Source organism: Azorhizobium caulinodans ORS 571, assembly GCF_000010525.1.
Taxonomy (GTDB): domain Bacteria; phylum Pseudomonadota; class Alphaproteobacteria; order Rhizobiales; family Xanthobacteraceae; genus Azorhizobium; species Azorhizobium caulinodans.
In genome coordinates, this window is sequence record NC_009937.1 from 5,108,868 (window position 1) to 5,120,922 (window position 12,055).

Consider the following 12,055-nt stretch of genomic DNA (forward strand, 5'->3'; position numbering starts at 1 on the left):
CCCACGCCCGCGCCGTTTCGCTCAGCTCCCGGTCATCCCGTCTTATGAGAAAGGCACCAGCAATGGCACGGCTGGTCATGAAGTTCGGCGGCACGTCCGTCGCCAATATCGAACGCATCCGTAACGTCGCCCGCCACGTGAAGCGCGAGGTGGACGCCGGCTACGAGGTGGCCGTCGTCGTCTCCGCCATGTCCGGCAAAACCAACGAGCTGGTCGCCTGGTGCAAGGAGAGCTCCGCGCTCTACGATCCGCGCGAATATGACGCGGTCGTCGCATCGGGCGAGCAGGTCACCTCGGGACTGCTGGCCATCACCCTCCAGTCCATGGGCCTGAAGGCCCGCTCCTGGCAGGGCTGGCAGATCCCCATCTCCACCGACGAGGCGCACGGCTCCGCCCGCATCCAGGAGATCGACGGCACGGCGCTCAACACCGGCTTCGCGGCCGGAGAAGTCGCGGTGATCGCCGGCTTCCAGGGCATGCACCTGCCCACGGGCCGCATCACGACGCTGGGGCGCGGCGGCTCGGACACCAGCGCCGTGGCGGTGGCGGCGGCCATCGGCGCCGAGCGCTGCGACATCTATACCGACGTGGACGGCGTCTACACCACCGATCCGCGGGTGGTGCCGAAGGCCAAGCGGCTCGACCGCATCGCCTTCGAGGAAATGCTGGAGATGGCCTCGCTGGGCGCCAAGGTGCTCCAGGTCCGCTCCGTGGAACTCGCCATGGTGCATCAGGTGCGCACCTTCGTGCGCTCCAGCTTCGAGGATCCGGACGCGCCCCACATGGGCACGGTTGAATCCGCCGGCACCCTCATCTGCGACGAGGAGGAAATCGTGGCAAACCAGATGGAAGCTCGCGTTGTCACCGGCATCGCCTTCTCCAAGGACGAGGCCCAGGTGTCGATCCGCCGGGTCGAGGACAAGCCCGGCGTCGCCGCCGCCGTCTTCGTGCCGCTGGCGGATGCCCACATCAATGTGGACATGATCGTCCAGAACGTGTCGGCCGACGGCCGCACGACGGACATCACCTTCACCGTCCCCACCGCCGATTACGAGCGGGCCAAGGACGTGCTGAACAAGGCGCGCGACACCATCACCTTCGAGACCATCGAGGGCGCCACCGACGTCACCAAGGTGTCGGTAATCGGTATCGGCATGCGCTCCCACGCGGGCGTTGCCGCCGATGCCTTCAAGGCGCTGGCCGCCAAGGGCATCAACATTCGCGCCATCACCACGTCCGAGATCAAGATCTCCATCCTGATCGACGCCGCCTACACCGAACTTGCGGTGCGCACGCTGCATTCGCTATACGGCCTCGACAAGTGAGGCGCAGCGCCGGTTCGCGCAAAACGCGAAACGGCTTGCGGACTGCGGTCGGGTTTTAGACAAAGACGAACCGGGCGGATTGCGGCAATGTGGCCGCAAGCGTCCGGCCGATGCGTCGCTCAGCTCCCGTTCAGGAGCCGGGTGGGACATCGGGACATATGTTCACGTTGCCGGGGGGCGCCGCCCGCAGACCCAATCCGGGGACGCGGTTCCCGGCCACCCGTTTTTGAGGATCGGTCGATGCGTGGCGCGCTCGGCGGTCCCCGCGTGCTCCTGAGGCGTCTCCGCGAAGTCATGGCGGAACCGATCAGCGCGCAGGACCGCCTGGACAAGATCGTTGTGCTGATCGCCGCCAACATGGTGGCGGAAGTCTGCTCGGTCTACGTGCTGCGCGTGGACGCCACCCTTGAGCTCTATGCCACCGAGGGCCTGAACCGCGACGCGGTGCATCTCACCGTCATGCGCACGGACGAGGGCCTCGTCGGTCACGTCGCCCGCGAGGCCGAAAGCCTCGCCCTCTCCGACGCCCAGAATCACCCGGAATTCTCTTACCGGCCGGAAACGGGCGAGGAGATCTACAACTCCTTCCTCGGCGTGCCGATCCTGCGCGGCGGCAACACCCTCGGCGTGCTGGTGGTGCAGAACCGTGCCCGCCGCACCTATACCGACGAAGAGATCGAGGCGCTCCAGACCACCGCCATGGTGATGGCGGAGATGATTGCCTCCGGCGAACTCACCGCGCTCGCCAAGCCCGGCGCCGAGCCGGCCGCCCAGCGCCCGCTGCATCTGAAGGGCACGGCGCTGGCCGATGGCCTCGGCCTCGGCCATGTGGTGCTGCACGAGCCGCGCGTGGTGGTGACGAACGTCATCGCCGACGACGTGCACAAGGAGACGGCCCGTCTCGACGGCGCCATCGGCAAGCTGCGCGCCTCCATCGACCTGCTGCTGGAGGACGACGGCCTCTCCAAGGCCGGCGAGCATCGCGAGATCCTCGAAGCCTACCGCATGTTCGCCCATGACCGGGGCTGGATGCACAAGATGCGCGAGGCGGTGCAGACCGGCCTCACCGCCGAGGGCGCTGTGGAGCGCGTGCAGTCGGACACCCGCGCCCGGATCATGCGCGCCTCCGACCCCTATCTGCGCGAGCGCCTGCACGATCTCGATGATCTCGCCAACCGGCTGCTGCGCGAGCTGACCGGCCGCGGACGCCCCTCCGAGCGGGCGGACCTGCCGGAGAACGCCATTCTCATCGCCCGCAACATGAGCCCGGCGGCGCTGCTGGAATATGACCGCAGCCGCATCCGGGGCCTCGTGCTGGAAGAGGGCGGCACCACCAGCCACGTCACCATCGTCGCCCGCGCCCTCGGCATCGCCGCCGTGGGGCAGGTGGAGAACGCCACCAGCCTTGCGGAGACGGGCGATCCCGTCATCGTCGACGGACAGGCGGGTGAGGTGCACCTGCGCCCGCCGGGCGACGTGGAAGAAGCCTATGCGGAAAAGGTCCGCTTCCGCGCCAAGCGCCAGGCGCGCTACGCGGCGCTGCGTGACCTGCCCAATGTGACCAAGGACGGCGCGGCGGTGGATCTGCTGCTGAACGCCGGCCTGCTGGTGGACCTGCCCCACATCACCGAGACGGGAGCGGCGGGCATCGGCCTCTTCCGCACCGAACTCCAGTTCATGGTGGCCTCTACCTTCCCGCGCATCTCCGAGCAGCTGCGGCTCTATCGCGCCGTGCTCGATGCGGCCGGCGACCGGCCGGTGACCTTCCGCACGCTCGACATTGGCGGCGACAAGGTGCTGCCTTACATGCGCACCGTGGAAGAGGAGAACCCGGCGCTCGGCTGGCGGGCCATCCGCCTCGGCCTCGACCGGCCCGGCCTGCTGCGCAGCCAGATCCGCGCGCTGCTGCGGGCGGCAGCGGGCCGCGAGCTGCGCGTCATGTTCCCCATGGTGGCGGACGTGGCGGAGTTCGATCAGGCCCGTACCATTCTGGAGCGCGAGCTTACCCATCTGCGCAAGCACGGCCATAGCCTTCCCGAGAAGGTCTATGCCGGCGCCATGGTGGAGGTGCCCTCGCTGCTGTTCCAGCTCGACGAGATCCTCTCCCGCGCCGACTTCCTGTCGGTGGGCTCGAACGACCTCGTGCAGTTCCTGTTCGCCGCCGACCGCTCCAACGTCCGGGTGGCGGACCGCTTCGATCCGCTCTCCCCCGCAGCGCTGCGGGCCTTCCGCATGGTGGCGCAGGCCGGCGCCCGGCACGGCAAGCCGGTGACGCTGTGCGGCGAACTCGCCTCCCGCCCGCTGGAAGCCATTGCGCTCGCCGCCGTGGGCTTCCGCGCGCTGTCGCTCTCGCCGGCGGCCGTTGGCCCGGTGAAGTCGGTGCTGCTGGACCTTGATCTCGGCGCCGCCCGCGCCCTCATCGAGCCGCTGCTGGCGGACACCACCGGCACCGCCGACATTCGCGCGCGGCTGAAGGACTTCGCCGAAACCAGCGGCCTGTCCTTCTAGCCGCCATGACACGCCTTGCCCCCCCTGGCGGCCGTGCCGCCGCTTCGGGCCCCGGAGGCCCGGCATGAGCATCGAGTTGCCCACCGCCAAGCTGGACCAGCTGGTGGCCCGCCACGCGGAAGTGGAAGCCCTGCTCGCGGCCGGTGCCGAGGGCGAGGAATATGTGCGGCTGGGGCGCGAATTCTCCGACCTCTCGCCGGTGGTGGAGCAGGTGCGCGCCCTGCGCGCCGCCGAGCGCGATCTGGCCGACGCCCGCGAGCTGCTGGCCGATCCCGAGATGCGCGACCTCGCCCAGAGCGAAGTGACGCGGCTCGAGGCGGAGCTGGAGACGCTCGCCAAGGAGGTGCGCCTCGCCCTCCTGCCCAAGGACGCCATGGACGAGCGCGGCGTCATCCTTGAAGTGCGCGCCGGCACCGGCGGCGACGAGGCGGCGCTGTTCGCCGGCGACCTGTTCCGCATGTATGCGCGCTATGCCGCCGAGAAGGGCTGGAGCGTCGAGCTCCTCTCCGAGAGCGAGGGCACGGTGGGCGGCTACAAGGAAGTGGTGGCCGCCGTGCACGGGCGCGGCGCCTATGCCCGCCTGAAGTTCGAATCCGGCGTCCACCGGGTGCAGCGGGTGCCCGACACGGAGACCTCCGGCCGCATCCACACCTCTGCCGCCACCGTGGCCGTGCTGCCCGAGGCGGAGGACGTGGACGTGGACATCAACGAGAGCGACCTGCGCATCGACGTCTATCGCGCTCAGGGCGCCGGCGGCCAGCACGTGAACAAGACCGAGAGCGCGGTGCGCATCACTCACATTCCCACCGGCATGGTGGTGGCGGTGCAGGACGAGCGCTCCCAGCACCGGAACAAGGCCCGTGCCATGGCGCTGCTGCGCTCGCGCATGCTGGACGAGGAGCGCCAGAAGGCGGATGCCAACCGCGCCGCCGACCGCAAGGGCCAGGTGGGCTCCGGCGACCGCTCCGAACGCATCCGCACCTACAATTTCCCCCAGGGGCGCGTGACCGACCACCGCATCAACCTCACGCTCTACAAGCTGGACGAGGTGATGACGGGACAGGCGCTCGACGAGATCATCGATCCGCTGCTCACGGAACATCAGGCGAGCCTGATGGCCGCCGCCGACGAGGCCTGAGGCATGACCGCGCCGCCCCTCACCCTCGGCGGCCTGCGGCGTCAGCTCGCCACGCGCTTCAGCGCAGCCGGCATCGACAGCCCGGACCTCGACGCTTCCCTCCTGATCGCTCATGCGCTCGGCCTCGAGCCGGGCGACGTGCGCCTGCGGGGCGCCGATCCGCTCGCGCCCGACGCCCTGCCCCGCATCGAGGCACTCGCGGCGCAGCGTTTGTCCGGCGTGCCGGTGGCGCGGCTCGTCGGCGAGAAGGAGTTCTGGAGCCTTAGCTTCTCCCTCTCGCCGGAGACGCTGGTGCCGCGCCCCGACACCGAAACCGTGGTGGAGGCGGCGCTCATGACCGTGACGGACCGCACCGCGCCGCTGCACATCCTCGATCTTGGCACCGGCTCGGGCGCCATCCTCGCCGCGCTGCTGGTGGAACTGCCGGCAGCGGTCGGGATCGGCGTCGATCAGTCGGAAGGCGCGGCCCGCACCGCCCGCGACAATCTCGCCCGCGCGGGATTGCAGGGCCGCGGCACCGTCATCGTCGGCGACTGGGCAAGCGCGCTCGGCGGCGGCTTCGACCTCGTGGTCTCCAACCCGCCCTATATCCCGAGCATCGACATCGTGGGCCTCGCCATCGAGGTGCGCGAGAACGACCCGCTGGCGGCCCTCGACGGCGGCGCGGACGGCCTCTCCTCCTACCGTATCATTGCCGCCGAGGCGCCAAGGCTGCTGAAGGCCGGCGGGCATCTGGTGCTGGAGCTGGGGATCGGGCAGGAGGCGGAAGTCGCCGCCCTCGCAGGTGCAGCAGGACTCGCCATAACCGGCCCCGCCCGGCGCGACCTTGGCGGCATTCCCCGCGCCCTTGTCGCCCGGCGATCCTGATCCGGCGAACCATGCGCTGGCCGCAGAGCTTGCCGCAAGGTCCCGTTGTCTCAAAAAAATCACTTGGAAGCAGGGGGCGAACTGGCTAGTGTCCGGACAGGTGTCGAACCGATGTGGCGGCCGAAGCGGCGGCTGCGAGCTTCCGAAATCTGGGCAGGATCTCTCGGACGCTGCGGAAGGCGGAACCCGACTGCGCGCGACCGGCGCGCTGCGGCGCACCTTCTCGGGACGGCTCAAGACGCCATTTCCTCGCGGTCACGCCTGTCCGTGTGACGTTGAGGTTTCACGTGGCTTGCCGCGCGTTGTCGCGCGGAGCGGGGCACATGGTCAGACAGATCCTGAAGTCATTTTGTCCGGAACACCCGTGACGGCCGAGCGCAACAAGCCTCAGGCCAGAGTGGCGCGGTGTGCTCGGATGATGATCCTCCGGCCGAAGCCGGTGCGCGCAGCGCATCTTCGCTTCGGAAGCCGGATGCAGGCAGCGGCGGCACAGCCGAGTGAGTAGAGAACGATCCGCATGAGAAATGGTCAGCAGAAGCGCATGCGCGGCCGCAACCGCCGAAGCTCCAACCCGATGACCCGGGTGTATGAGTCGAACGGACCGGACGTGAAGGTGCGCGGCACCGCCCACCATATTGCCGAGAAGTATCTGCAGCTCGCCCGCGATGCGCAGTCCTCCGGCGACCACGTGGCGGCCGAAAACTACTATCAGCACGCCGAGCACTATCAGCGCCTCATCGCCTCCCTCCAGGGCCAGTTCGGCCAGCCCGGCTTCGGCCGGGAGGACGAGATGGACGACGAGGACATGGACGAGGCCGGCTTCGACGGGCCGCAGCCCGGCTACCAGCCGCGCGAACAGAACTACCAGGGCCGCGACCGCGAGCAGAACTATCAGCCGCGCGAGAACCGCCAGCCCCGCGACAACCGGCAGAACGGCAACCAGCCGCGCCGCAATCGCGACGAGGACGGCGAGGGCAACTACCAGCCGCGCGAATTCCGCTCCCGCCGGGACGATAACGAGGGCGGCTACCAGCCCCGCGAGAACCGGCAGCCGCGCGAGCCGCGTCAGCCCCGCGAGGAGGGTGAGGGTCATTACGGCCGCCAGCCGCGCATGCCCCGTGAGGAAGGCGAAGGCGGCTACGCCCCCCGCCCCCCGCGCCAGCCGCGCGAAGAGGGCGAGGGTTATGCGCCCCGCCCGGCCCGCGAGCCGCGCGAACCTCGTGAGCCCCGCGAGGAGGGCGAGGCGCCCTACGCCGCCCGCGCCCCGCGCGAGGAACGCGAGAGCGCCCCGGCGCCCCGCTCCCGCCGCAGCCGCGACGACAGCGAGAGCTATTCCGCCCGTGAGCCCCGCGAGCCGCGCCCCGCGCCGGTGAGCGAGGAGGCGGCGCCCGCCCCGGCGCCTGCGCCCACCCGCTCGCGCGCCCGTAAGGAGCGTGAGCCGGCGCAGCCCGAGCTCGGCCTGCCGTCCTTCATCACCGGCGGCACCAAGGAGCGCGCCGCGGCCGCCCCGGCCCCCGCCGCGAGCGAGGAACAGGGCGAGGAAGCCCCGCGCTTCGCCACCCGCCGCCGCCGCCGCTTCCGCACCACGGAAGAGGGCGCGGAGGCCGCGCCGGCCGGCTCCACCGAGCCGCAGTTCGACAACTGAGCCCAGGGCGACCGCGTCGTCTAGGCAACGGACCGCGAGGGTAACGGCCGAAGCCTTTCCTCCTGACGGTCCGCAGAAACACAAACGGCCCCGGTCTCGCGACCGGGGCCGTTTTCTTTCGTCCGCAGGCCAGCGCCCCGTCAGGCCACCTTCAGGTCGCTCACGAAGGCCTCGACCACCTCGCGCAGGTCTGCCGCCTGATGGGACAGGCCTTCGGAGAGGGCCAGCAGTTCCGTGGAGGCCGACCCGGTGAGTTCGGCCGCCTGCCCGACACCCGAGATATTGCTCGTCACCTGCTGCGTGCCGGAGGCCGCCTTCTGGCAGTTCTGGGCGATCTCGCCGGTGGCCGCGCCCTGCTCCTCCACCGCGCCGGCGATGGAGGCGGACATCTGCTTCAGGCTGGAGATCACCCGGATGATCTCCGCCATGGACGACACCGTGCCCTCGGTGGCCCGCTGGATCTCGCTGATCTTGCCCGAAATCTCGTCCGTGGCCCGGCCGGTCTGGCTGGCGAGTTCCTTCACCTCGCTTGCCACCACGGCGAACCCCTTGCCCGCTTCACCCGCGCGCGCCGCCTCGATGGTGGCGTTGAGGGCCAGCAGGTTGGTCTGATCGGCGATGCCCTTGATGAGGGCGAGCACGTCGCCGATGGCGGCGGCAGCGGTGGCGAGTTCCGCGATGCGAGCGTTGGACGTTTCGGCCTCCTTGAAGGCCACATCGGCCACCTCGGCCGAATGGCTCACCTGGCTGGTGATCTCCCGCACGGAGGCGGCGAGTTCCTCGGACGAGGCAGCAACCGTCTGCACATTCGTCGCCGCTTCCTCGGCCGCAGCTGCCACAGCCTGCGCCTGACGGGAGGTCTGCTCCGCCGTCGCGGAGAGATTGCGGGCCGAGCCGGCCACTTCACCGGACGAGGTCGCGAAGACGGACGACAGCTCGCTCATGCGCGACACGAAGTTTTCCGCCAGAGCATTGCGGTGGGCGAGTTGTTCCCGCTCGGCCTCCGCGCGCTGCATCTGCGCCGCCCGGATCACCTCCGCGTCCCGCAACTGGCCCTGGAGCACCTCGAGGGACGCGGCCATCGCGCCGATCTCGTCACGGCGCGAGGTGCCGGTAATGGCCTCGTGCAGCCGGCCGGCGCCGAGCGCTGACATGGCCGCCATCAACGCCCGCAACGGCGCCACGATGCCCCGGCGCACCAGAACCACGGCCACCGCAAAGACGACCAGCGTGCCGAGGACGATCGTCGCGAGCGTGACCATGCTGGTCCGGCCGGACGCTTCGCCCAGCGCGACGGTTTCCCCATCCACCCGCTTCTCGGCGAGGATGTTCATGGCGGAGAGCATCTTGCCCACGGTACGCAGGGCGGGCTCGCAGCCCTCGAGCATCAGCTTCTGGGCGCGGGCATTGCTCGCCGCATCGTCAGTGCCGTTGGCGAGACGCACCACTTCGGCGCAGGACTGCTCATAGGCCCGATGGAAGGCGGCTCCGATGCGGCGGAACTCGGCGGCATCGGGCGGCGCATGCTGGGCACCGGCCTCGATCTGCACGTCCCAATACTTGAGGCTGTTGGCCTGCGCCTGACGGGCAGCGGCGTCCGCCTCGGGCGAAGCGGCCGCGATGTTCTGGTAGATGGCGGCGACCACATCCGAAATGGCCCGGTTGGCGCGGGAATTGTCCCTGAGGCTCTTGGCTTCGCCGTTCACCAGAAGCGCATAAGCCGCGTCGATCCTCATCATGTTGGCCGCCGCGAACCAGGCGCCGCCCAGACTGATGATCGCCAGCGCACCCACGAGGGTGGCGACCTTCCAAAGCATCTTCAGGTTGTTGTACATCGCGGTCCCCTTCCCTGCATGGGACGAGGATCGCCTGCCGTTCCCAGATCCCGTCCGGAACAAGAGGAGGCATTATTATAAGGGAGAGCTTGCCGCTGGCTGTCGCCAAACTGTCATGCTTGAAGTGCGCCGCCGAGCCAAAGTCACCAGCATCGAGACGCGCGCTCGACAAGGCCTCGTTCGTCGTTGACGAGACACCTACTTGAGAAATGACCTGATTCGGTTGGGGCTGAAGCGATTGAATAGGGACCTGCCAATCTAAGCGGGCAGGTCCCTAAACTTCAGAATCCTCAGAGTTCAAACACCTTATCCAGAAGATGACGAACCAAAGGATAAAGATCGCGAAACAAAGGGTACAGGGCACGCAGAAGAAGCGCCCAGTCTCGAACATTCCCGCGAAGACGCCAGCGCATAGCCGAGCCTCCCAACAAATGGGTGGCCAAACCTCATGCGAGCGCCGCAGTGTTCAGCGAATGAAGATCCGAGCGCCGGATCCGATAATCTTATCGTAACAGGGTACCCAGCTTAGCGCAAGTACCGTCCTGTATTGCACGAATAGGCCGCTGCCCCGTTACTCTGCCTACAGCTTGCGGAGCTGAACCTCTGCGACTTCGTGGTCGCCAGCCTTGCGCAGGATGAGGTTGGCGCGCTGCCGGGTGGGCAGGATGTTCTCCCGCAGGTTCGTCAGGTTGATCCGGTGCCAGATGGAGAGCGCCGTCTCCCGCGCTTCTTCTTCCGTGAGCTTGGAATAGCGATGGAAGTAGGACAGCGGATCCTTGAAGGCGGTCTCGCGCAGCCGCATGAAGCGCTGCACATACCAATGCTCCAGCACGTCCTCGTCGGCATCGATATAGACCGAGAAGTCGAAGAAGTCGGAGACGAAGGGAATGGCCTTGCCATCGCGCGGCGGACGCCCCGTCTGGAGCACGTTCAGCCCCTCGACGATGAGGATGTCCGGCCGGTCCACCTCCACCATCTGGTCGGGCAGCACGTCATAGAAGAAATGGGAATACAGCGGCGCCTTCACCGGCCGGCGGCCGGCCTTGATGTCGGTGAGGAAGCGCAGCAGCAGCGAGAGGTCGTAGCTCTCGGGAAAGCCCTTCTTCTCCATCAGCCCTTCGCGCTGGAGCACGGCATTGGGCAGGAGGAAGCCGTCGGTGGTCACGAGATCCACCTTGGGCGTGTGGGGCCAGCGGGCGAGCAGCGCCTGGAGGACGCGCGCCGTGGTGGACTTGCCCACCGCCACCGATCCCGCAACGCCGATGATGTAGGGCATCTTGCCCTCGGCATTGTTGCGGTGGTCGAGGAACTGGCTCATGGCGCGGAAAAGCTTCTGCGTCGCGCCCACATACATGGAGAGCAGGCGCGAGAGCGGCAGGTAGATCTCTTCCACCTCACGGATGGACAGGCGGTCGTTGAGGCCCTGCAACCGCAGGATCTCCTCCGCCCCCAGCGTCATCGGCGTGTCTTCACGCAGTTGCGCCCATTCCGCGCGAGTGAAGGTGCGATAGGGCGAAAGCCCGGGGTCAAGCCGTTGATCCATGGGCCCAATATCCTCCCAACACCATCACCACTCAGCTCCGTTGTCTCGAAGCTTTTTCTTCGTGGCCGGACTGGCGGGTGCGCCGGGCGAGTTCCGCATGGACCTCGTCCAGTTCCACGCCCTTGGCGTGCAGCAGGACCGCCAGATGATAAAGCAGGTCCGCCGTTTCCGATATGACGGCGGCCTTGTCCGAACCGACGGCGGCCAGCGCCGTCTCAACCGCTTCCTCGCCCAGCTTCTGGGCGCACTTGGAAATGCCCTTGTCGAGCAGCGAGCGGGTGTAGGACGCCCCCGCATCCGCCTGCGCGCGCGCGGCGACGATGCGTTCCAGGTCCGCGAGGGTGACGCGATCTTCGCTCATCGTCCCAGCCTTGAGGTTGCGGCTCCCGCCCCGGAGCCGTGAGAGGGTGGCCCCTCAGGTATCCATGCGCACCGGCAGCCCGGCGGCGGCGAGCCGCTCCTTGGCCTGCCGGACGGTGAAGGTGCCGAAGTGGAAGATGGAGGCGGCGAGCACGGCGGTCGCCCCACCCTCGCGGATGCCGTCCACCATATGGTCGAGCGTGCCGACGCCCCCGGAGGCGATCACCGGCACCTGCACGGCGTCCGCCACCGCGCGGGTGAGCGCCGTGTCGAAGCCCTTGCCGGTGCCGTCGCGGTCCATGGAGGTGAGCAGGATCTCGCCGGCGCCGAGGTCCACCACCTCGCGGGCGTATTCCACCACGTCGAGGCCCGTGGGCTTGCGCCCCCCGTGGGTGAAGATTTCCCAGCGCGGCGTCTCGCCGGGGCCGGACACCTGCTTGGCGTCGATGGCCACCACGATGCACTGCTCGCCGAACTTCTCCGCCGCCTCGCCCACGAAGGCGCGGCGGTGCACGGCGGCGGTGTTGATGGAGACCTTGTCGGCGCCCGCCTGGAGGAGCGCGCGGACATCCTCCACCGTGCGCACGCCGCCGCCCACGGTCAGCGGCATGAAGCACTGCTCGGCGGTGCGGCGCACCACGTCGAGAATGGTGCCCCGGTTCTCGTGGCTGGCGGTGATGTCGAGGAAGGTCAGTTCGTCGGCGCCGGCCGCGTCATAGGCGCGGGCGGATTCCACCGGGTCGCCGGCATCGCGCAGATCGACGAACTGCACGCCCTTGACGACACGGCCGTCCTTCACATCGAGGCAGGGGATGACGCGGACCTTCAGCATGG

9 protein-coding genes are annotated in these 12,055 nt (G+C 68.7%); 5 read left to right on the forward strand and 4 right to left on the reverse strand.

The window, feature by feature from the left end; genetic code table 11:
* Nucleotides 1-62 precede the first annotated feature (62 nt).
* The 5 genes from AZC_RS23020 to AZC_RS23040 all read left to right on the forward strand — a co-directional run bounded on the left by AZC_RS23020 (nt 63) and on the right by AZC_RS23040 (nt 7,483).
* Nucleotides 63-1,325 carry an aspartate kinase gene (locus tag AZC_RS23020; protein ID WP_012173009.1) on the forward strand — a complete coding sequence of 421 codons (1,263 nt, stop codon included), beginning with the start codon at nt 63-65 and terminating at the stop codon, nt 1,323-1,325.
* 240 nt (nt 1,326-1,565) lie between these two features.
* Nucleotides 1,566-3,833 carry a phosphoenolpyruvate--protein phosphotransferase gene (gene ptsP / locus AZC_RS23025; RefSeq protein WP_012173010.1) on the forward strand — a complete coding sequence of 756 codons (2,268 nt, stop codon included), beginning with the start codon at nt 1,566-1,568 and terminating at the stop codon, nt 3,831-3,833.
* A gap of 64 nt (nt 3,834-3,897) precedes the next feature.
* A complete protein-coding gene (prfA, locus tag AZC_RS23030) occupies nt 3,898-4,971 on the forward strand; it encodes a peptide chain release factor 1 (RefSeq protein ID WP_012173011.1) in 1,074 nt (357 codons plus the stop codon).
* A 3-nt stretch (nt 4,972-4,974) separates the two neighbouring features.
* Complete coding sequence (prmC, locus tag AZC_RS23035) at nt 4,975-5,838, forward strand: peptide chain release factor N(5)-glutamine methyltransferase (RefSeq protein ID WP_012173012.1); 864 nt, start codon at nt 4,975-4,977, stop codon at nt 5,836-5,838.
* Between the two features lie 574 nt (nt 5,839-6,412).
* A complete protein-coding gene (locus AZC_RS23040; RefSeq protein ID WP_244421762.1) occupies nt 6,413-7,483 on the forward strand; it encodes a DUF4167 domain-containing protein in 1,071 nt (356 codons plus the stop codon).
* A gap of 140 nt (nt 7,484-7,623) precedes the next feature.
* On the opposite strand, the gene AZC_RS23045 is transcribed toward AZC_RS23040, so the two are convergent.
* From AZC_RS23045 to hisF, 4 genes are all read right to left on the reverse strand, one after another.
* Nucleotides 7,624-9,318, reverse strand: coding sequence for a methyl-accepting chemotaxis protein (locus AZC_RS23045; protein ID WP_043879787.1), 1,695 nt, complete (start codon nt 9,316-9,318; stop codon nt 7,624-7,626).
* A gap of 580 nt (nt 9,319-9,898) precedes the next feature.
* A complete protein-coding gene (coaA, locus tag AZC_RS23050) occupies nt 9,899-10,861 on the reverse strand; it encodes a type I pantothenate kinase (protein ID WP_012173015.1) in 963 nt (320 codons plus the stop codon).
* Nucleotides 10,862-10,892: 31 nt separating this feature from the next.
* Complete coding sequence (locus AZC_RS23055; RefSeq protein ID WP_012173016.1) at nt 10,893-11,222, reverse strand: phosphoribosyl-ATP diphosphatase; 330 nt, start codon at nt 11,220-11,222, stop codon at nt 10,893-10,895.
* 54 nt (nt 11,223-11,276) lie between these two features.
* On the reverse strand, nt 11,277-12,053 hold the full coding sequence (gene hisF / locus AZC_RS23060) for an imidazole glycerol phosphate synthase subunit HisF (RefSeq protein ID WP_012173017.1): 777 nt from the start codon (nt 12,051-12,053) through the stop codon (nt 11,277-11,279).
* Nucleotides 12,054-12,055 lie beyond the last annotated feature (2 nt).